Source organism: Rhodococcus sp. WAY2 (assembly GCF_009859915.1).
GTDB lineage: Bacteria > Actinomycetota > Actinomycetes > Mycobacteriales > Mycobacteriaceae > Rhodococcus_F > Rhodococcus_F oxybenzonivorans.
Genome location: NZ_CP046572.1, coordinates 1 through 21,102, shown reverse-complemented (window position 1 = coordinate 21,102; position 21,102 = coordinate 1). Strand labels below are relative to the sequence as shown.

Annotated in this window: 16 protein-coding genes; all 16 read right to left on the bottom strand. The window is 65.6% G+C overall.

Annotated elements, in window-relative coordinates; genetic code table 11:
- Positions 1-25: 25 nt before the first annotated feature.
- Positions 26-1,375 (bottom strand): DUF3566 domain-containing protein, encoded by a 1,350-nt coding sequence (locus GFS60_RS00080; RefSeq protein ID WP_159918454.1) that lies wholly within the window; start codon positions 1,373-1,375, stop codon positions 26-28.
- Positions 1,375-3,897 carry a DNA gyrase subunit A gene (gene gyrA, locus GFS60_RS00075; RefSeq protein WP_109325324.1) on the bottom strand — a complete coding sequence of 841 codons (2,523 nt, stop codon included), beginning with the start codon at positions 3,895-3,897 and terminating at the stop codon, positions 1,375-1,377. The genes GFS60_RS00080 and gyrA overlap by 1 nt, the downstream gene beginning before the upstream one ends.
- Before the next feature lie 149 nt (positions 3,898-4,046).
- Entirely contained in the window at positions 4,047-4,889 is an 843-nt protein-coding gene (locus tag GFS60_RS00070; protein WP_159918453.1) for an MHYT domain-containing protein, read from the bottom strand.
- A gap of 11 nt (positions 4,890-4,900) precedes the next feature.
- The gene (locus GFS60_RS00065) at positions 4,901-5,452 is read right to left on the bottom strand and encodes a GTP-binding protein (RefSeq protein WP_109334763.1); all 552 of its coding nucleotides are present in this window, start codon (positions 5,450-5,452) and stop codon (positions 4,901-4,903) included.
- A 13-nt stretch (positions 5,453-5,465) separates the two neighbouring features.
- Complete coding sequence (locus tag GFS60_RS00060; protein WP_159918452.1) at positions 5,466-5,840, bottom strand: DUF742 domain-containing protein; 375 nt, start codon at positions 5,838-5,840, stop codon at positions 5,466-5,468.
- Positions 5,841-5,847: 7 nt separating this feature from the next.
- Positions 5,848-6,264, bottom strand: a complete 417-nt coding sequence (locus tag GFS60_RS00055; protein WP_159918451.1) for a roadblock/LC7 domain-containing protein — start codon at positions 6,262-6,264, stop codon at positions 5,848-5,850.
- A complete protein-coding gene (locus GFS60_RS00050) occupies positions 6,261-9,110 on the bottom strand; it encodes a sensor histidine kinase (protein ID WP_159918450.1) in 2,850 nt (949 codons plus the stop codon). The genes GFS60_RS00055 and GFS60_RS00050 overlap by 4 nt, the downstream gene beginning before the upstream one ends.
- Positions 9,111-9,529: 419 nt before the next feature.
- Positions 9,530-11,572 carry a DNA topoisomerase (ATP-hydrolyzing) subunit B gene (gyrB, locus tag GFS60_RS00045; protein WP_159918449.1) on the bottom strand — a complete coding sequence of 681 codons (2,043 nt, stop codon included), beginning with the start codon at positions 11,570-11,572 and terminating at the stop codon, positions 9,530-9,532.
- A 222-nt stretch (positions 11,573-11,794) separates the two neighbouring features.
- Positions 11,795-12,718, bottom strand: coding sequence for an alpha/beta fold hydrolase (locus GFS60_RS00040; RefSeq protein ID WP_159918448.1), 924 nt, complete (start codon positions 12,716-12,718; stop codon positions 11,795-11,797).
- Between the two features lie 40 nt (positions 12,719-12,758).
- Positions 12,759-13,877, bottom strand: coding sequence for a PDR/VanB family oxidoreductase (locus GFS60_RS00035; RefSeq protein WP_159918447.1), 1,119 nt, complete (start codon positions 13,875-13,877; stop codon positions 12,759-12,761).
- A complete protein-coding gene (locus GFS60_RS00030) occupies positions 13,874-14,788 on the bottom strand; it encodes a metal-dependent hydrolase (protein WP_159918446.1) in 915 nt (304 codons plus the stop codon). Before GFS60_RS00030 ends, GFS60_RS00035 begins: the two co-directional genes overlap by 4 nt.
- 122 nt (positions 14,789-14,910) lie before the next feature.
- Complete coding sequence (locus GFS60_RS00025; RefSeq protein WP_159918445.1) at positions 14,911-15,471, bottom strand: DUF721 family protein; 561 nt, start codon at positions 15,469-15,471, stop codon at positions 14,911-14,913.
- Positions 15,455-16,696 (bottom strand): DNA replication/repair protein RecF, encoded by a 1,242-nt coding sequence (recF, locus tag GFS60_RS00020; RefSeq protein ID WP_159918444.1) that lies wholly within the window; start codon positions 16,694-16,696, stop codon positions 15,455-15,457. Before recF ends, GFS60_RS00025 begins: the two co-directional genes overlap by 17 nt.
- Complete coding sequence (gnd, locus tag GFS60_RS00015; protein WP_159918443.1) at positions 16,697-17,608, bottom strand: phosphogluconate dehydrogenase (NAD(+)-dependent, decarboxylating); 912 nt, start codon at positions 17,606-17,608, stop codon at positions 16,697-16,699.
- Between the two features lie 63 nt (positions 17,609-17,671).
- Positions 17,672-18,856 carry a DNA polymerase III subunit beta gene (gene dnaN / locus GFS60_RS00010; protein WP_159918442.1) on the bottom strand — a complete coding sequence of 395 codons (1,185 nt, stop codon included), beginning with the start codon at positions 18,854-18,856 and terminating at the stop codon, positions 17,672-17,674.
- Between the two features lie 659 nt (positions 18,857-19,515).
- A complete protein-coding gene (gene dnaA / locus GFS60_RS00005) occupies positions 19,516-21,102 on the bottom strand; it encodes a chromosomal replication initiator protein DnaA (RefSeq protein WP_159918441.1) in 1,587 nt (528 codons plus the stop codon).

Below are 21,102 nucleotides of genomic sequence, written 5' to 3'. Positions count from 1 at the left end.
TCCGGTGAGACGGCCTTTTCCCAGTTCAGTCTCGATCGGCGAGCGTCACTTCGACACCGCCGACGAGGTCGGAACAGAGGTTGTAGATGAACGCCCCGATGGTGGCGAGCGCCGTGAACAACACCATGTTCGCGAGTCCGATGACGGCGGCGTAACCGAAGACCTGGCCGGCCGTCACGAGGCCCTCGGAGCTCGACTCCGCCACGATGTCGGTGAACGCGTTGTTCAGCCGGTCCCAGACGCCCATACCGTCCAGCACGACGTACAGCAGGCCGACCGCGACCATCCACACGAAGAACAGTGACACCGAGATGACCGAGGAGATCTTCAGCGTCGACCACGGGTCGACCTTGCGGATCTGCACCGTCGCACGCAGAGCCTCGCCCTCTTCGACGCGCTGGGGGGCGGCGGCCACCTTCGGCTGCTGCCCGGTGGCCACTGCCGCAGGCAGCGGGTGCTTCGCCTCGGAGAGGTCGGGCATGTCCTTGGGGAGCACGTCACGATTGATGTGCCGGGTGGGCCCGTCGATCGCGGACGCCTTGGCCTTGGCCGATTCCCGCTGCGACACCGCGGCCGCAGCAGCGGTACCGGTGATACCTCCGGCGGCAGCGGCAGCAGCGCCGGTCGGCCGCCCCTGAGTGGGAGCGGGCTGCCCCTTCGGCGCGGCCGGGGGTCCCTTCTGTACTGGAACGGCCTGAGTCGGCGCCCCCGGCGGCGTGGTGGACGGCTTCTGCGCACCCGGCGCCCCTGCTGCGGCAGCAGCGGTGCCCGCACCAGCCGCAGCGGACGACGGGGAGTCGGGACGCGGGCGCTGCTGGGAACCGGGCTGCCCCGGCTGTCCCTGCAGCGGCCGCTTCAGGTTGGTCTGCGGCTCTCGTTGCATCCCCCGCTGCCACGGCGGTGCCTGACTTCCCCGAACGGGCTGTGCACCGTCGACGGGAGCGCCGGACGCAGGAGCCCGGTTGCCGGCCGGATCAGCCGGAGCCGTATTACCGGGAGCAGGGTTGCCGGGCGGTTGGCTGCGGGCGGGCGCCTGGTTGCCGGCGGCACGGTCGGCAGGCGCCTGTTGGGGCGGTCCCTGACGGCCGGGAGCACCCGCAGCGGGCCGTCCCTGCTGAGGCGGCAAGGGCCGACCCTGCTGGGCTTGCGTACGAGGCCCCTGATGTTGCGGCGGCGCGGCAGCGGGCCGGGCAGCGGGACCTGCCGCGGGGCCGGGCCCACGACCCGCAGGCGCCTGACCGGGGGTCGAACCCGAGGTGGGGTTCGACCGGGCAGAGCCGTTCTCGGGCGTGCGGGTGGCGTGCTGCTCGGAGGCCGCCGACCCGGCGGAACCCGCGCTCGGCTTGTCACCGCCTGGCTGGTTGGGAGTGCTCACTAGGACTCCTTAGCTCCTTTGCCGCTGCTCTCGGCGTTGTCTTCGGGCTCGTCGGGTTCGTCGGCGTTGCGCGCGATCGCGAGCAGGGTGTCGCCTTCCCCGAGGTTCATCAACCGAACGCCCTTGGTCTGCCGACCGGCCCTGCGGACTTGCTTGGCGGCGGTGCGGATGACGCCACCGCCCGAGGTGATCGCGTAGAGCTCGTCGTCATCGTTCACGATGAGCGCTCCGACCAGGGTGCCACGTTTCGGGTCGTACTGGATCGTGAGTACGCCCTTTCCGCCCCGTCCCTGTGGCACGTAATCCTCGATCGGGGTGCGCTTGCTGTACCCGCCCGACGTCGCGACCAGCAGATAGGTGCCTTCGCGCACGACGTTGAGCGACAGCAGCTCGTCGTCCTCGTTGAACCGCATGCCCTGGACACCGGACGTGGCGCGGCCCATCGGGCGCAGCACCTCGTCGGTGGCCGAGAAACGGATCGACTGCCCCTTCGCCGACACCAGCAGAAGGTCTTCGTTGGCGGAACACAGCACGGCGCCCACCAGTTCGTCCTCACCGCGCAGGTTGACGGCGACGATGCCGCCGGACCGGTTGGAGTCGAAATCGGTGAGCTTCGACTTCTTGACCAGGCCGTTGCGGGTGGCGAGGACGAGATACGGCGCGTCCTCGTAGGTCTTGATCTTGATGACGCTCTGGATCCGCTCGTCCGGCTGGAAGGCCAGCAGGTTGGCCACGTGCTGGCCGCGCGCCGTGCGGCTCGCTTCCGGAAGCTCGTAGGCCTTGGCCCGGTACACGCGGCCCTTCGTCGTGAAGAACAGCAGCCAGTCGTGCGTGGAGCTGACGAAGAAGTGCGACACGATGTCGTCCTGCTTGAGGCCGGCGCCCTGCACACCCTTGCCGCCACGCTTCTGCGAGCGGTACAGGTCGGTCTTGGTGCGCTTGGCGTAGCCGGTCTCGGTGATGGTGACGACGACGTCTTCGCGGGCGATGAGGTCTTCGTCGGCGACGTCACCGTCGGCCGCGACGATGCGGGTGCGTCGATCGTCGCCGTGCTTGTCGACGATCTCCTTCAGCTCGTCCCGCACGATCGCACGCTGGCGTTCGGGCTTGGCGAGGATGTCCTGCAGGTCGGCGATCTCGCGTTCGATCTCGGCGAGTTCGTCGACGATCTTCTGACGCTCGAGAGCGGCGAGACGACGCAGCTGCATGGCGAGGATCGCATCGGCCTGGATCTCGTCGACGTCGAGGAGTTCCATCAGGCCGGCGCGCGCGATGTCGACCGTCTGCGAGGCGCGGATCAGGGCGATGACCTCGTCGAGGGCGTCGAGCGCTTTGACGAGTCCGCGCAGGATGTGCGCGCGTTCTTCGGCCTTGCGGAGCAGGTACTCGGTACGACGGCGGATGACCTCGACCTGGTGGACGACGTAGTGCCGGATCATCTGGTCCAGGCGCAGCGTGCGGGGCACACCGTCGACGATGGACAGCATGTTGCACCCGAAGCTGGTCTGCAGCTGAGTGTGCTTGTACAGGTTGTTGAGAACGACCTTCGCGACCGCGTCACGCTTGACGGTGACGACGATGCGCATACCCGCACGGTCCGAGGACTCGTCGTGAATGTCGGAGATGCCGGCGATCTTGGCATCGCGGACCTGTTCGGCGATCGACGTGATCAGGTTGTCCGGGTTGACCTGGAACGGCAGTTCGGTGATGACGATCGTCGTGCGCCCCTTGGCGTCTTCCTCGATCTCCACCACGCCGCGCATCCGCACCGATCCGCGACCCGTGGTGTACGCGTCATGGATGCCCTGACCACCGACGATCAGCCCGTGTGTCGGGAAGTCGGGTCCCTTGACCCGTTCCATGACGGCCGTGAGGGTGGACTCCTCGTCGGCTTCCCAGTTCTCCAGAGCCCAGTAGATCGCCTCGGCCACCTCGCGCAGATTGTGCGGCGGGATGTTGGTGGCCATACCGACGGCGATGCCACCGGAACCATTGATCAACAGGTTGGGGATACGGCTGGGGAGAACTGTCGGCTCTTGCGTCCGGCCGTCGTAGTTCGGAGCAAAATCGACCGTCTCGTGGTCGATCTCACGCAGCATTTCCATTGCCAGCGGAGTCAGGCGGCACTCCGTGTACCGCATGGCTGCGGCGCCGTCGTTACCGCGGGAACCGAAGTTGCCCTGACCGTCGACGAGCGGGTAGCGCAGCGACCACGGCTGCGCCATGCGCACGAGGGTGTCGTAGATCGAGGCGTCACCGTGGGGGTGGTAGTTACCCATGGTTTCGGCCACCGGTCGCGCAGACTTCACATAACCGCGGTCGGGCCGGTAACCGTTGTCGTACATTGCGTACAGGACACGCCGGTGCACCGGCTTGAGGCCGTCCCGCACGTCGGGCAGCGCGCGGCCCACGATCACGCTCATGGCGTAATCGATGTAGCTGCTCTGCATCTCCTGCTGAATGTCGACGGGCTCGATGCGGTCGTGCCCCGGTCCCTCCGGCGGCAACGTTGTGTCAGTCATGAGCTCCTTCTTCTACTCGGCTTGACGTCTCCTCGCGGACGAGTGGTCCTGCACGACGTCACGCAACCACCCGAGTCTATAGGTGCAGGTCAGCTGGAACGGTGAAGGACTCGGATGCACTCTTGAACAGGGCGGGTTCCGCGTGTCCGCTACCGGAGTTCCAGTTCCCTACCGCGGCTTTCGGCCGCGAGCGATTCGGCGGCCAGCATGTCGGCCTCGAGTTCGAGTTCGGCGGCCACCCGGTCGGGCGCCATCAGCAGCGCCGTGATCGGGATCGTGACTGCCAGCATGCCCAGCACGAAGACGGGGAGCAGGATGGAGAAGACCTCGAGACCGTCGGGCCGCGGAGCCTCCGGATCGACCGTCACGCTCAGACCGAACACGCCCGTGTAGTGCATGGCCACCAGGGCGGCCGCCACCACCAGCGACGCAACCAGACGCAGCGCCCGGGAATCGAGTATCGAGATCGACCACATAATCGCAGCACCGATGATCAGGCCGATTACCGCTGCCACACCCGTCAGCACCGGGTCGAAGCTCACCGATCCCTGGATCACGAGCGAGGAGACGATGGCCAGGTGCATGCCGGCGAGACCGACACCGAGGATCACGGCAGCTGCGGCCAGCCTGCTGATCTCCACCGAGGTGGTCGGCCGCCGATGCTTACTCGGCGGCGGACTGACGATCAGCAACGCCACGCCGGCTGCGAGCACCGGTACAGCGAACGACACCACGATCCACACGGCGTCGTAACGCAGGGTGCTGCCCGCGACCTCGAACCCGACCATTGCGATGTAGTGCGGCAGCCACGCCCCGATGCCACCGATCGACACGGCACCCCACGCCAGCCAGAGGTAGCGCTGGCGCGGACTCGTCGCCGTCATCGCCTTGCGGCCACTGGCGATACCGACGAAGAGGCCGATGAACGCCGTGACCACGGCAAGACCGACCACCCACGTGCCCATGGAGAACTGCTGTAACTCGTCCGACATTGTTCGAATCCTCAGTACACGGCCGTGTGAAGCTTGGTCAGTGCATATTCGGTGATCGCCACGAGCGCCTGCTTCGCCGACTCCCGATCGCGGGCATCGATGGGAATGATCGGCACATCCTCGGAAATCGCGAGCGCCGCCCGGATGTCCTCGATCGGATAACGCGGCGCGTCGTCGAACTCGTTGATCGCGACCAGGAACGGCAGGCGACGAGCCTCGAAGAAATCGACCGCCGCGAAGCTCTCGTCCAGCCGGCGGGTGTCGATCAGGACGATCGCCCCGATCGCGCCGCGGATGAGGTCGTCCCACATGAACCAGAACCGGTGCTGACCCGGCGTTCCGAACAGGTACAGGACCAGGTCGTCGGCCAGGCTGATGCGACCGAAGTCCATCGCGACCGTGGTCGTGCCCTTCTGCGGGGTGGCAGCCAGGTTGTCGACGCCGTCGCTCGCGTTGGTGACGAGCGCCTCGGTCCGCAGGGGGACGATCTCGGAGACAGCACCGACCAGCGTGGTCTTGCCGACGCCGAACCCACCGGCGATCACGATCTTGGTCGAGGTCACCCGGTTGCGGGGTTCAGATTTCGCGAAGTCCACTGAGGACCCTTTCGATGAGTTCACGACGTTCGGAGTCGGTCGAATCTTCCTTCAGGGTTGCCAGGATCTTCAGATGACCAGCCTCGACGAGGTCGGCCACCAGGACGCGGGCCACCCCCAAGGGCACCCCGACCCGGGCGGCGATCTCGGCGACCGACGGCGACTGCTGACATAACGCGACGATGGCCGCGTTGACGTCGTCGAGTTCCCACTGCCGGTCCACCGACTGTGGCAACGCCTGGATCAATGCTTCGAGAGCGAGCTCGACCGCCGGCCGGGTTCGCCCCGACGTCAGCGAGTACGGGCGAACGATATTCGGTCCCGGATGCTCGAAGTGCTGGTCGTCCATGGCCATCTCGAAGTCAGAGGCCCTGCGGAGTGCGCGGCGTCGCCTCGACCGACGCGCCGACGCGATCGACGAGGATGGCCATCTCGTACCCGACCTGCCCGATGTCGCATTCGGCGTCCGTGAGGGTGGCGAGATGGGATCCGTCGCCGACACTCATCAACAGCAGGTAGCCGTGCTGCATCTCCACCACCGACTGGAGCACTCCACCACCTTCGAAAAGGCGTGACACCCCCGCCGACAGGCTGGCGAGCCCGGAGGTCACCGCAGCGAGCTGCTCGGCCCGGTCGATCGGCAGGTGGGCGCTGGCCGCCATGAGGAGGCCGTCCGCCGACACGAGCACGGCATGGGAGACGCCGGGTACGTCGTTGGCGAAGTTGGACACCAACCAGTCGAGAGGTCGCGTGACGTCGGATCCATGAGCGGTGTTCATCGGTCTCCTTCAATGCTGTTGCGTTCCGCGAGGCTGTTGCGTTGCGCGAGCCTCGTGGCCCTGCCGTTTCGGACGCCCTGCTGGTGACGGCTGAGATTCGCGCGAATTGTCTCAGGATCGCGCACGCGTCGCAGCGTCCCCGTATTGTGCGCGCCCTCGACCGTGCCGGGAAGCAGGCGTTCGCCGGGCCGACGTTTCGGCAGGCCGATCTCGGGGTCCACCTCGACGGGGGCCGACGTGACCCGCTCGACGGCGGACCAGCCCGCGTCACCGGCGGACTGCCAGACACCGGGGGCGCCTTCGTCTCCCGTCGGATCGGTGAGCCAGTCGGACACCATGTCGGCGAAGATCGGAGTACCTCCGCCGGGCCGCTGCACTGCCTCCGCCGGAGGCGGATCGATTCGGGACTGGAAGAACGACGCCGTCTTGGCCGGGTCGGTGCGGTAGCGGTGCCGCACGGGTGCCTGATCCCCGGATGCGGGGGGCGGCGGCGTCGTAGACGCCGAGCGATCTGGCACGGGCCGGTCTTCGCGCCGCGGGAGCTGCGGCAACCGAGGTCCGGCAGCCGGCGTTTCGGGGGTCGCCGGCGTCGTGGGGGTAGCCGCCTGCGGTCGTCGCACGGGCAGTTTCGGCATGGCGCCGGTACCGCGGACGTTCACAGTTTCCGGCGACTGACCGTTCGGTGCCGCGGCCGTCGTACCTGGGTCGCCGGCGATACCGCTCGCGCCGGGCTGACGACGAGGCAGGCTCGTCCCCGACGCAGTGGTGACGGCGGGTGCGGCGGTAGGCGTCGGGTCCGGCCGAGATTGCGGCGTGCGGGTCGGCAGAGCGCCCCGGGTAGAGGGCTGCTGCGCGTCGTCCCGCCGAGGCGCGGGCGCCGGGATGGCCGCTCGGACGGGCGCCTGGTTGATCTTGCGCTGCGAGCCGGTGTCCTGGCGAGCCGCCTGCGACACGATCAGTGCGTTGGGAATGTGAATACTCACGGTCACGCCGGGGTTGCGTGCGGTGTCGAAAGTGGACCGCAGCCGCACGGTGAGACCGTGCCGCTTGGCGAGGCGGCTCACCACGAAGAGGCCCATGTGGCGTGCCGTCTCCGGACCGACCTCGCCGCCGGATGCGAGCCGCTCGTTGATGTCCCGCATGTCGTCGGCCGGGATACCGATGCCGCGGTCGGCGATCTCGAGGAGCACTCCGCCGTCGACCGCCCGGGCGAAGCTGAACGTGACCACCGTGTCGGGTGGTGAGGCCCGCAGCGAGTTGTCGACGAGTTCGGCAAGAAGGTGGACGACGTCGGTGACGACGGCACCGCTGAGGGCACCTTCCGGCGTTGCTCCCATCTGGACGCGCTGATAGTCCTCCACCTCGGAGATCGCGGCGCGCAGAACGTCACCGAGAGCAATGGGCGCCGCCTGGGAACGACGCACCCGGGTACCGGCCAGGATGAGGAGGTTCTCACCGTTTCGGCGCATACGCGCGGCCAGGTGGTCGAGCCGGAAGAGGCTCTCGAGTCTCTTCGGGTCCTTTTCCTCGAACTCGAGGTTTTCGATGAGTCCGAGCTGCTGGTCGACCAGCGACTTGCTTCGGCGGGCGAGGGTTTCGAACATGTCATTGATCTGGAGGCGCAGTTGCGCCTGCTCACCGGCGAGTTTGAGGGCCTGACCGTGGATGTCGTCGACGGCGCGGGCGAGCTGCCCGATCTCCTCCGTCGAGTGGACGGCCACCGGATCGAATGACAGGTCTCTCGGATCGTCGCTCGACTTGATCTGCTCGATCGCCTCCGGCAGGTCGCGGCGGGCCGCCTTCAGGGCGCCGTACCGCAGTCGTCGAATCGGACCGATCAGCGACCGCGATACCAACAGTGCCAGGACGAGAGCGGCGAGCAGTGTGCCGAGGACGATGGCCGTATCACGCAGCGCGGCGGACCGAGTTTCTGCTGCCCGCGTCTGCACCGTGGCGGCGATGTCCTGCGCGACCTCGCTCGTGAGCTCCTGGTAGACGTCACGGCTGCCGATCAGCGAGGAACGCAGCTGCAGGATGGGGAGGACCCCGCCGCGCGCTGCGTCGGCGAGACCCTGATCGATGAGCGCGTTGCGGGCGGCGATGTTGTCGCGCAAGGTCGTGAGCCGAGCATCACCCTCGGGGTAGTACCGGTTCAGAACGTCGAGAAGGCTCGATTCGGCACCCGCCGCGGCGACGACGGCCGACGTGGGAATGTCACCGGTCCGGGCCTTTTCCCGACCCTGAGGGGTGGCGTAGACGTCCTTGACGGCGACGAGCCCCATGGCCTGGTCGAACAGCCGGCGCTGCGCCTGCCAGGCGTTACTGAGCAGGTATCCCTTGTCGACCACTTCGCTGTCGTCGATGGGACGGACGATGTCGTCGACCTCGCGGAGGAAGTCGGTGGCGAACGCCCGCTGACGTTCGGCGAGGAGATCGCCCGCGACTCCGGGCGAGTCCATCAAGTTCAGCATGGCCCGACCGTCGGACACGGTCTGGTTGATGGAGCTGGCCACTGCGGGGTCGAGGTCGGGGTTCCGGGCGTGTTCGGACACCTCGTTCATCAGGGTCTCCGCGGTCTCCCGGTCTTCTTTGGTGAGGGTGCCGGAGGCGTAACCACTGGTCACGGTGCCCATCGCTGCCTCGAGGGCCACGATGTCGGGGACACCGACGATCTGGTCGGCGGCCTCGGTGAAGTGAACGGCGTTACTCAGTTCGCTCTGCACTCGGAGCCCGCCGAGCACCATGGCGACCGTAACGGGGACCGCGAGGACTGCAGTGACCTTCCATCGCAGCCCCCAGCCCTCGATATCCCAGAACTTTGCCCGGGGCGGCGAATCGTCGCTCATCCCACGCTTCCTTTCCACCCATTCATCGATCGCGGGTCGGTGTTCGACACCACGCCCGCGGCAGCAGACGGTCGGCCGCGACGACACGTGACGACGGAGGGAAGTGATCGATCAGTTGCGCGCCGTGCGGCGCTGCCCGGCACACCCATCTCCGAATGTAACGAGTTCATCACGTCCCTACGGGGAACGTTCTACCACAGAACTTCACCGACTCTTACTTTCGAGTAACATGCGCACCACTGATTTCGTACGTTCCCGTTTCCGCGGGTTGATCAGCGGCCCAGGCTACACAGAACCGCGCGGCGCAGTCGAGATCGTCGTGGAGTCGAGGCATCGGTCACCGGCCGTATACGGAGCAGCCACCGGGGGCTCTGCCCGCCGGTGGCTGCACGACTTCGGTGTGGATCTGCGCCCGATACCTACACGTCGAGGAAGCGAACGTCCTTGGCGTTACGGGTGATGAAGCTTCGCCGGGCCTCCACGTCCTCGCCCATGAGGACGCTGAACAGTTCGTCGGCGGCGGCCGCGTCGTCGAGGGTGACGAGACGCAGAACACGCACCGACGGATCCATGGTGGTCTCCCACAGTTCCTTGGCGTTCATCTCGCCGAGACCCTTGTACCGCTGGATGCCGTCATCCTTGTTGATCTTCTTGCCCGCTTCGAGACCGGCCTTGACGAGGACGTCGCGTTCACGATCCGAGTATGCGAACTCCGGGTCGCTGCGCTGCCACTTGAGCTTGTAGAGCGGCGGTTGCGCGAGGTAGACGTGCCCGTGCTCGACCAGCGGCCGCATGAAGCGGAACAGCAGTGTGAGCAGCAGCGTTGCAATGTGCTGGCCGTCGACGTCGGCGTCGGCCATCAGCACGATCTTGTGGTATCGGAGCTTGGCGATGTCGAACTCGTCGTGAATTCCGGTGCCGAACGCGGTGATGATCGACTGCACTTCGGTGTTCTTCAGGACACGGTCGATGCGCGCTTTCTCGACGTTGATGATCTTTCCGCGCAGCGGCAGGATCGCCTGGTACATCGAGTCACGCCCCGACTTGGCCGAGCCGCCTGCGGAGTCGCCCTCCACGATGTAGATCTCGGACTTGCTGGGGTCGTTCGACCGGCAGTCGGCGAGCTTGCCCGGTAGACCACCGAGGTCTGTGGCGCTCTTGCGACGCACGAGTTCGCGCGCCTTACGTGCCGCCACGCGCGCCTGCGCCGAGGACACCGCCTTGTTGACGATGGTCTTCGCGTCTGCGGGGTTGGCCTCGAACCAGTGCGACAGGTGCTCGTTACACGCCTTCTGCACGAAGGACCTGACCTCGGTGTTGCCGAGCTTGGTCTTGGTCTGTCCCTCGAACTGCGGCTCGGACACCTTCACCGAGATGATGGCCGCGAGACCCTCACGGATGTCGTCACCGGTCAGCTTGGGGTCTTTCTCCTTGAGGAGCTTCTTGTCGAGCGCGTACTTGTTGACCGTTGCGGTCAGCGCCGACCGGAAACCCTCCTCATGGGTGCCGCCCTCGTGGGTGTTGATCGTATTGGCGAACGTGTGCACCGACTCCGAGTAACCGGAGTTCCACTGCATCGCCACCTCGAGCTCGTGGCCGGTGCCCTTCGCCGTGAACCCGACGACGGAGTTGTGGATCGGCTGCTTCGTGCGGTTGATGTGCCGCACGTAGTCCTCGAGACCGCCCGGGTAGTGGTAGATGCGGGTCTTGACCTTGTGGACGGCGGGGGACTGCGCCTCGGCCGACTCGTCCTCCGCGGTCTTCGGCGCTTCCGCGACCTGGCTGACGACCTCCTCGGTGACCTCGGCGTCGCTGACACGCTCGTCGGTGAGCGTGATCGTCAGGCCCTTGTTCAGGAATGCCATTTCCTGCAGGCGCCGCGCGACCGTCTCGAAGCTGTAGGTGGTGGTCTCGAAGATGTTCGAGTCGGCCCAGAACCGGACGGTCGTTCCAGTTTCCTTGGTGGGCTCGCCCTTGACGAGCTCGCCGGGCTTGGAATCCGTGTAGGTCTGGGTCCAGCGGAAGCCGTCGCGCTTGATGTCGACTTCGAGGGTGGTGGACAGCGCGTTCACCACGGAAATACCGACACCGTGCAGACCACCGGACACGGCGTACGAGTCGGAGTCGAACTTTCCGCCGGCGTGCAGCTGGGTGAGGACCACCTCGACAGTGGGAACTCCGGACGCGTGCATTCCGACCGGAATGCCACGACCGTCGTCGACGACCTGGACTCCGCCGTCCTCGAGAAGGGTGATCTCGACCTTGCTGGCGTAGCCGGCCATGGCCTCGTCGACCGAGTTGTCGACGACTTCCCAGATCAGGTGGTGCAGACCGCGTTCACCGGTGGAACCGATGTACATACCCGGTCGCTTACGAACTGCTTCGAGTCCTTCGAGGACGGTGATGGAAGAAGCGCCGTAGTCCTTGCTGGAGGTGCTTTTGTCTGACTTCTGGGCAGCCACGGGTGGGTAGCTCTCCTTCTCCGTCCACTACCCGGCACACGCGTCCGCCGCCCTGTCCGGGCCTGCGGAAAACGAGAGTCGGGAATCTTGCCGCTAGTTACCTCGGCCATCATACTGGTACGCCACGCCCACAAGAGGGCTATGACACCCCTGAGCGGCCCGTAGGCGAATTTTCAGGATGGTTCGGGGGTGAAAACGTAGGCCGAACGGCCCAGAGATTCGTCAGGCGCCGCGCTCCTCGACATCGCGGAACGCCCGCTCGTCGAGATCGAGGACGAACTCCGCCGTGAGCTGGGCAATGTCCTCCGCGTGCGAGATCGGTGACCAGTGTCCGGCGTCGATGTGACGACGTCGCAGGTCGGGTGCCCATTTCTCGGTGTCCTCGTAGCCCACCGGGCGCACTGCTTTGTCTCTGGCATTGAGAATCAGCTGAACCGGCACGTCCGTGTAGCGGTCGCGGGGCCTGCCGAGACACGTCCTGATATTCGCCCGGTAGAGCTTAAGACCGTTCACCATGTCGTCCGCCAGCGTCGGGCCGGGCTGCACGAGCGCGGGGTCGAGTCCGTCGAAGAATTTCAGGAATGCCGGCCAGTGACGCGAGAACCACAGCCGAAGCGGCAGTGTGGCCAGCCCGGGAATCTGGAACAGAACCGTGTAGGCCGACGCCACCGCCTGGGCGAGCGGTCCACCGAAGCTGCGGTCCGATATCCGGCGGCGCATCCACTTGCCCAGATGATCGAGGTTGGGCCCGGACACCGACGTGAAGGACGCGATCCGCTCGGCGGCACCCTGCTCACAGACGGCTTCCCACGCCTCCACCGACCCCCAGTCGTGGGCGAGGATGTGAACCGGCTTCCCCGGGCTCACCGCGTCGATGACCGCGAACAGGTCACCCGCCAGCTCGGGCAGTCGATAGTTCGCCACGCGGGTGGGCACGGTGCTGTCCCCTGCCCCGCGACTGTCGTAGCTGATCACCCGGAAACGCTCCGCCAGGAACGGCACCACGCGTTGCCACAGCTCGTGGGTGTCCGGCCAGCCGTGTACCAGGACGATGGTGTCGCCGGCAGGATTGCCCTGTTCGAACACCGCGAGTTCCACGGGTCCGTTGGAAATCCGCATGGCAGTACCGGGAATGTGTGCACTCATGAAGGGTCCTCGACTCTCTCGAAGCTTCGGTGTCGTCGGTTCACAGGTCGAGGACGAGACGACCGCCCTCGGAACGGGAGACACAGATGAGCATTTCGTCCTGTTGTTCGGCGTCGGTGAGCCGGTTTTCACGGTGTTCCGCCTTGCCCGCCAGCACCTTTACCCGGCAGGTACCGCAGAAACCCTGCTGGCACGAATATCCGACACCGGGCAGCCTGTCCTTGATCACGCTCAGCGTCGACTCGTCGGCGGGAACGGTCAGCACCTCGCCGGTGCTCACCAGCTGTACTTCGAACTCGCGGCCGTCGAGTACCGGTGGTGCACCGAATCGTTCGAAATGCAGCGCCGCGGCGGGACTCGACGTAAACCCGCGCCGAACCGATTCGAGCATCGGGGTGGGCCCGCAACAGTAGACCGCACCGCCGGGGACGGCACGCTCGAGCAGGTCAGTCGAGCTCGGCAGTCCGAACTCGTCGTCGGGACGGATGAACACGCGTGAGGGGTCGAAGGTTTCGATCTCGTCGAGGAACGGCATTGATTCGCGCGAACGCCCGGAATAGACGAACTGCCAATCCATTCCGAGTTCCCGAGCCGCCCTCACCATCGCCAGGATGGGAGTGATTCCGATACCACCTGCGACGAACAGCGCACTGCCCTCACCGACGAACGGAAACCCGTTGCGGGGACCGCGGACCGTCACCGAGGACCCGGGCTCGAGCGCGTGCATCTCGACGGACCCGCCGCCCCCGTCCGGGATTCGCCGGACAGCGATGCTGTAGCCGTGTCGATCGGACGGATCGCCGCACAACGAGTACTGGCGCCGAAGACCGGAGGGCAGGTGGAAGTCGAGATGCGATCCGGGGTGCCACTCGGGAAGTGCCGCACCGTCTTCCGACTCGAATCGGAGCAACACCACGTTGGCGTCGCGGGCTACGACCTGACGATGCGACACGACGAGCGTCATCGCGCTGTCAGGATTGTGCCCGGCAACCACCGGGTTGTACTCGTAGGCCGTGAGCACCCGGAGATACTTCTCGGCGACGGCCTCGGTGATACGCATGGCGCGGTCCGGTCGTTCTCGACCCTTGATGTCCGGCGGTGCGTCGTAGCGAGTCAGGCCCTTGGCTTTCAGGACGTTTCGCATGGAAGCGAGTTTCATCGTTGCGCCGCCTGTGCCGCCGGCGACGACGCCAGGTACTTCACCGCCTGCGCCGTCGACCCCTCGTTCGAGGGGTGGTACGACCGAGTGAAATACGCCGACATTCTTTTCGTCAGTTCCCATGCCGTGGGCAAGGTTCCCCGCTTACCCGCCGCGAAGAAGTCGGACAGGTGCGGCTTACGCCGATGTTCCGACCACGGGGCGAGTTCAGGATCGTTACGCATGAGGAAACGAGTTCCCCGCACCCACAGCCATACGATCACCGGCGTCACGATCAGCTGGGTACGAATGCGCCGGGATTCACGCTTGTCGAAGTACCGCATGACGTCATAGGCGACGGAGCGGTGTTCTACCTCCTCGGCACCGTGCCACCGCAGCAGGTCGAGCATGGTCGGGTGCACTCCCGCGCGATCGAGACCCTCGGCATTGAGCACCCAGTCACCGAGGAATGCGGTGATGTGCTCGATGGCGGCGATGACGGCGAGGCGCTCGATCAAATGGTTCTTTTCCCGCAACCCGGTCAGTGGGCGCGGTCCCAGAATCTTCTTGAAGGTCCATTCCATCTGATCGGTGAAGGGCGTGGGATCGAGGCCCTTCTCCTTCAGATGAATCAACACCCCCGAATGGGCGTTGGAGTGCATTGCCTCCTGGCCGATGAACCCCACGACGTCGTCACGCAGTTGCTCGTCCTCGATCAGGGGCAGCGCCTCCTTGAACGTGTCGACGAACCACTCCTCTCCGGCGGGGAGGAGAAGGTGCAGAACGTTCAGAACATGCGTGCTGAACGGATCGCCCGGGATCCAGTGCATCGGGAGGTTCGACCAGTCGAACTCGACGTTCCTGGCCTGCAACAGGATGTGATCCGGTTCCGGGATCGCCGTTCGGTTACGCGGTGCAGTCGGGGCGGACATTCGGTTACTCCTTCGTGCCGACCACTGAGCCACGCGGATTCGATGTGGCACAGTTCACTCAACAACTCGAGGTAACTGTAACATCGGGTATCAGATACGGCCAGGCCCGTCACCGAATCAACTCAGCCGTAGGTGTCCCTCGGCCCGCGACCGCGCACGTGTCGCTCACCCTTTCGCCAGCTCGGAGCAGAGGGGCCGGTGATACGCAGTGACTTCACGACGCCGTCACCGACGGCCGCGGCAATCTTCGCGAGTATCTGTGATTGCATCATTCGCAGCTGGGTAGCCCACGCAGTCGACTCCGCGGACACACTCAAAATTCCGTCACGAAGCCCGGTCGGCTCGGCGTGCGAGGCAATGTCCTCACCGACAACCTGCGTCCACCGACCCAGAACCGTCCCCTCGGACACCTTGGGTGCCCAGCCTCGTTGCTTCGCAATTGCGCTCGTCAGCGCACCGAACGGCTGCGGATCACGATCGTCGGGCCCCGGACCCGACCACCCACGCCGGCGACGGGCACGCAGGCTCCGAACCCCCGTTCCGGAACGCCGACCCTGGCCCACGGATTTACCGCTCGCCTTTGCGGCGGCCCGTGCCTCCTCGAGGGCGCGCCGGGCGAGGTCGACTCCCTTCAACTCCGGTTCCGGAGTCTCCGCGGGGGTGGGGTCATGACCCTCCGTCATGAGGCAGCTCCTTACTCTTGTCCGTAATCTGCGAGATCCGTCCTCGATCCGTGTCGCGGGCCTCCACACCGAACCGGACGGCCTCGAGTTCTGCGGGAACGTCCTCCGGCACCGCAGCGGTGATGAGTACCTGTTCGGCGTCCACGGCGACGCGGGCGAGCGCACTGCGACGACGCCGGTCCAGCTCGGCGAAAACGTCGTCCAGCATCAGAACCGGATCACTGCCGTCTGCTCGCAGCAACGCGAACGCCCCCAGACGCAGAGACAAGGCGAACGACCAGGACTCCCCGTGGCTCGCGAATCCCTTGGCGGGTGTGTCGCCGAGTTGCAGTTCGAGATCGTCGCGATGAGGTCCGACCAGGCACACCCCCCGCTCGATCTCCTTCGACCGCATCACCGACAACTCGTGAAGGAATCGCTCCTCGAGAAAGGCGATGTCATCAGGCGCGGGATTCCGCGACGGATCGGTGAATTCCGGCGGGAGGGACGAGCCGAGGCTCGAGCGGTAACGGATACTCGCCGGTCTGGATTCGGGAGCGAGTGATCGGTACGACTCCGCCAGATGAGGGGCCAGGTCGTGGACGAGTTGTAGCCGCCCGGCGAGCAGCTGGGCACCGTGGGCGGCCAGATGCCCATCCCACACCTCGAGGGTCGCAAGAGCGCTGGCGCCGTCCTCACTCGCGGAAGAACCGCTGCGCGAGACCCGCCGCAACGCACCACCGGCCGTCTTCAGCAGTGCCGACCGCTGCCGTAAGACACGGTCGTAGTCGGCACGCACCGCGGCCATCCGCGGGATCCGGGAAGTGAGGAGTTCATCGAGATAGCGACGCCGATCTCCCGGGTCGCCGCGAACCAAGGACAGATCCTCGGGGGCGAACAACACCGTCTGCAGGATCCCCAGAATCTCGCGCGGACGACGAGTCGGCGATCGATTGATCCGGGCCTTGTTGGACTTACCCTCGATCAGTTCGACGTCCACCGTCAGTTCCCGACCGGCGTTGACGACGGTCGCGCCCGCGAAGGCCTGTCCGGTACCCGTCCTGATCAGCGGAGCATCCGAACCGACTCGATGCGACGACAGGGTGGACAGATAGCCCAGCGCCTCGAGCACGTTCGTCTTGCCGTGCCCGTTGGGACCGACGAAGACGGTGCACCCCGGACGCAGGTCGAGGCTCAGTGCGTCCCAGGACCGAAAGTCTCTGAGCGAGAATGCGCGGACGAACACCTATGTTCCAGAGCCGGTTTCCGGCTCGCCCGCGGCCTTCTTCACAGCGTGTCCACCGAACTGGTTACGTAGCGCGGACACCGCCTTCATGGCCGGGGAATCTTCCTGCCGCGAGGCGAAACGCGCGAACAGTGCCGCCGAGATCACGGGCGCAGGAACAGCATGGTTGATCGCTTCCTGCACCGTCCAGCGGCCCTCACCGGAATCCTCAGTGTACCCGGAGATTTCCGCGAAATCTGGGTCGTCGCCCAGCGCCTTGACCAGAAGTTCGAGCAGCCACGACCGCACGACGGTGCCCTTGGTCCAGGCGCGGAGAACACCGTGAACGTCGGTGATCAGCTCTTCGGCCTCGAGTAATTCGTATCCCTCGGCGTACGCCTGCATCAGGCCGTATTCGATGCCGTTGTGAATCATCTTCGCGTAGTGGCCAGCTCCGATCGGACCTGCGTGGACAAAGCCGTCCGCCCGCTCTCCTTCGGGGCGAAGCGCATCGAAGATCGGAAGTGCCCGTGCGACATCGGCTTCCACGCCACCGACCATCAGCCCGTAACCGTTCTCGAGTCCCCAGACTCCGCCGGACACACCACAGTCCAGGTAACCGATATTCCGGGACGCCAGCATCTCGCCGTGCACACGGTCGTCGGTATATCTCGAGTTTCCACCGTCGATGACCAGGTCCCCGGACTCGAGCACGGTCGACAGCTCCGACACGGTGTCCTGGGTGATCTTTCCCGCCGGAACCATCACCCACACGACTCGCGGAGACTCGAGTCGCTGCGCGAGTTCCGTCAGGGATGCCACGTCGGTGACCTCGGGACGAGGATCGTAGCCGACGACCTCGTGACCGTGCGCGCGCAGACGCTCGCGCATGTTGAATCCCATTTTCCCGAGTCCGACCAACCCGACCTGCATCGTGATCTCCCGTCCGCTCGTGAGATTTCTTCCGACAGTGGCCCTTTCGCTCCCAGCGACGCGTCAGCCGGGGAGGCGGACCGGCATCAGCAGGTAGGTGTACGCACTCTCGGGTGCCGAGAAGTTGCCGGAATCGTCCGGCTCGATCTCTTCTTCGGTGGCGGGGCGCAGCACGGCGGGACGGCTGGGGGTGGTGAAACCGAACAGCACCTCCTCGCTGTGGAGCGAGGAGAGTCCGTCGATCAGATAACCCGGGTTGAAGGCAATGGTCAGGGGCTCGCCGCGGAACACCGCGTTGAGGCCTTCCTCGGCCCGGCCCGCGTCGTCACCCCCGGCCGAGAGGAGGAGTCCCTCGGCAGAGAACTGGAGGCGGACCTGTGCGCCACGCTCCGCGACCAGCGCCACACGCTTGATGGCCTCGATGAGCGGGGCAATCGGGACGGTGGCCATGGCGGTGTGCTCGGACGGCAGCAGCTGGCGGAACTTCGGGAACTCGGCGTCGAGGAGTCGGGTGGTGGTGCGGCGGCCGTCGTTGACGATGCCGAGAAGGCCGTCGTTGCCGACGGCGGAGCCGGAACCCAGAGCGAGCTCGACGGGCGAAGTGGCATCTCCGGCAAGAGTTTTGGCCGACTCGGACAAGGTCTTGGCAGGGATGAGGACGGCAGCCGACGTATCGGGGTTGGTGGGCGACCACTCGAGCTGACGCACCGCGAGACGGAACCTGTCGGTAGCGGCGAGCACGATCGTGCTCTTCTCGATCTCGACACGAATGCCCGTCAGCATCGGCAGAGTGTCGTCTCGGCCGGCAGCGACCGCCACCTGGCTGATTGCCTCGGAGAACAGGTCCGCGGGGATCGAACCAGTCTGCTGGGGCAGCTGCGGTAGCTGGGGGTAGTCCTCGACCGGCATGGTGGGCAGCGAGAACTTGGCACTTCCACAGGCGATCAGAACGCGTGTGCCTTCGAGGGTCACATCGACCGGCTTGTTCGGGAGCGCCTTCGTGATGTCAGCCAGCAACTTGCCGGACACCAGGACCTGTCCCGTACTGCCGACCTCTGCCGCAACCCGGACCTGGGCCGACACCTCGTAGTCGAATCCGGAAACCGTCAACCCTTGTTCGGTTGCGTCAAGGAGAACCCCGCCGAGAACCGGGACAGGGGGTCGCGACGGCAGACTGCGGGCGACCCATGCCACTGAATCAGCGAATTCTTCCCGGGAGACGCGAAACTTCAGGCTTCCAAGCTCCATCGCCGGGTTGTTCCTCTCGGTAGCACGGTTGGTCGGCACGGTCGAGCCGTGACCACTGGCACTGCAGTCTTTCACAGAGCGGCGATGCATAACCGTAAGCCCTCGAGGACGAACTTGAAAGCGGAACACCCGGGTCCTCGAGTCCCCGGCGGAGGCCTGTGAACCGACTCGATCCCCAAGCCTGTTTTGAAAGAGTTTCTTAGAAGAAATATTCAGAAGTACTATTAGGTCCTGTGGAATCTGTGGACGAACGGCCTTAGGCGCTGGTCGGTCCGCCCGCCGGTATGGGGAATTCTCGAGGACAAACTCGAGGACCAATCAGGCACCCATGTGGACTACTCGAGGTTGTTCAAAGTTCTGCACGTTCTGTCCACAGAGATTCCCCGTCATCCCCACACTTATCCACAGGTGTGAATGCTTTTCCCCAGGTCTCGGCGTCGGCGTGTTGCACCGGTGTGTCGCGCGCCCGCCCGGTGCGCCCACCTCGAGTACCCCCTCGAGCCGACGCTCGAGCAACCCCTCGAGGGTGACCTCGAGGCAGGGCTCGAGGAGGCCCTCGAGGGACGGCTCGAGCCACCCGCCGTTGCCGGCCCCACCCCCACGACGACTCGTGCCCCGGCAATCGAACTACCGGGGCACGAGAAGGGGAGGGCGAAGATCTACCGCTTGGAGCGCTGCTTGATGCGGGCTGTGAGCTCCTGGACCTGGTCGTACACCTTCCGGCGTTCCGTCATCTCCTTGCGGATCTTCTTGTCCGCGTACATGACGGTGGTGTGGTCGCGGCCGAATGTCTGACCGATCTTCGGCAACGAGAGGTCTGTCAGCTCGCGGCACAGGTACATGGAGATCTGTCGCGCCTGCGCCAGCGGACGGGCCTTACCCGGGCCACACAGGTCGTCGATCGACATGTTGAAGTACTCAGCCGTCACGGCCATGATCGTCGCCGCATTGATCTCGAGACTCGACGAATCCGGCATCAGATCACGCAGGACTACCTCGGCCAGCGTGACGTCCAGGGGCTGCCTGTTCAAAGAGGCGAAAGCGGTCACCCGGATGAGCGCCCCCTCGAGTTCCCGGATGTTCCGCTCGATCCGGCTGGCGATCAACTCGAGGACGTCGTCCGGCACCTCGAGCCGGTCCATGCGGGCCTTCTTGCTGAGGATCGCGATGCGGGTCTCGAGTTCGGGCGGCTGGACGTCGGTGATCAGGCCCCATTCGAAGCGGGTGCGGAGGCGTTCCTCCAGCGTGGCGAGCTGCTTCGGCGGTCGGTCGGAAGACACGACGATCTGCTTGTTCGCATTGTGAAGGGTGTTGAAGGTGTGGAAGAACTCCTCCTGGATACCCTCTTTACCCTCGATGAACTGAATGTCGTCGACCAGCAGCACGTCGGTCTCACGGTAGCGACGCTTGAACGCCACTTTCCGGTCGTCGCGGAGGCTGTTGATGAAGTCGTTGGTGAACTCCTCGGTAGAAACGTACTTCACCCGCATCCCCGGGAAGAGACGTTGCGCATAGTGACCGGCCGCATGCAACAGGTGGGTCTTGCCGAGGCCCGACGCGCCCCACACGAACAGCGGGTTGTAGGCGCGGGCAGGAGCCTCGGCGATGGCGACGGCGGCTGCGTGCGCGAAGCGGTTGGACGAGCCGATGACGAAAGTGTCGAAGGTGTACTTCGCGTTCAGGCTGTTGCCGCCCGTCGAAGTGGGCGCCGGGCCGGTCGGTGGTTTCGTGAAGTACGACGGCCACGATTCGTGGACACTCGCGAGCGCCTCACTGTCGTCGTCGACCTCTTCGAAGTCCGTGGTGTCGGAGTAGGGCTGGTCTTCACCGGAGCCGAATCGGCGACGGCGATAGGTGCCCGCACTGGTGGCCGAAGGCTCGAGATGCCGGGGAGTGTGCCGGTGGTCCGGTTCGGGTCGGTGGTCCCGGGGAGGAGGATCGGAGTCGGGTTCGTTGTCGACCGGGGCTGCGATCCGAACGCCGAGACCCTCCACTTGTTCACCGAGGTGCCGGCCCAGCGCGTGCAGGATCGGTTCACGAAGATCCCGTTCGATCGCTTCCTGCGCGAACGGCGACGGAACCGAGAGCAGAGCGAAACCCTGGGCCAGTGTCAAAGGTTTGACGAGTGCCAACCATGCCTTCTGGCCACGCGTCAACGGTGGCAGATCGCCACCGGGTGAATCGGACGTGAGGTCAGCGACGACGTCGATCCAGATCCGTGCGAGCGCATTCGGATCCTCGTTCAC

What these genes read in the sequence shown, in the direction of transcription:
- GFS60_RS00035 (WP_159918447.1), bottom strand. Translation starts at nt 13,877, where the DNA reads ATGAAACTCGCTTCCATGCGAAACGTCCTGAAAGCCAAGGGCCTGACT.
- gnd (WP_159918443.1), bottom strand. Translation starts at nt 17,608, where the DNA reads ATGCAGGTCGGGTTGGTCGGACTCGGGAAAATGGGATTCAACATGCGC.
- GFS60_RS00030 (WP_159918446.1), bottom strand. Translation starts at nt 14,788, where the DNA reads ATGTCCGCCCCGACTGCACCGCGTAACCGAACGGCGATCCCGGAACCG.
- GFS60_RS00055 (WP_159918451.1), bottom strand. Translation starts at nt 6,264, where the DNA reads ATGAACACCGCTCATGGATCCGACGTCACGCGACCTCTCGACTGGTTG.
- GFS60_RS00060 (WP_159918452.1), bottom strand. Translation starts at nt 5,840, where the DNA reads ATGGCCATGGACGACCAGCACTTCGAGCATCCGGGACCGAATATCGTT.
- dnaN (WP_159918442.1), bottom strand. Translation starts at nt 18,856, where the DNA reads ATGGAGCTTGGAAGCCTGAAGTTTCGCGTCTCCCGGGAAGAATTCGCT.
- gyrA (WP_109325324.1), bottom strand. Translation starts at nt 3,897, where the DNA reads ATGACTGACACAACGTTGCCGCCGGAGGGACCGGGGCACGACCGCATC.
- GFS60_RS00025 (WP_159918445.1), bottom strand. Translation starts at nt 15,471, where the DNA reads ATGACGGAGGGTCATGACCCCACCCCCGCGGAGACTCCGGAACCGGAG.
- GFS60_RS00050 (WP_159918450.1), bottom strand. Translation starts at nt 9,110, where the DNA reads ATGAGCGACGATTCGCCGCCCCGGGCAAAGTTCTGGGATATCGAGGGC.
- GFS60_RS00040 (WP_159918448.1), bottom strand. Translation starts at nt 12,718, where the DNA reads ATGAGTGCACACATTCCCGGTACTGCCATGCGGATTTCCAACGGACCC.
- GFS60_RS00070 (WP_159918453.1), bottom strand. Translation starts at nt 4,889, where the DNA reads ATGTCGGACGAGTTACAGCAGTTCTCCATGGGCACGTGGGTGGTCGGT.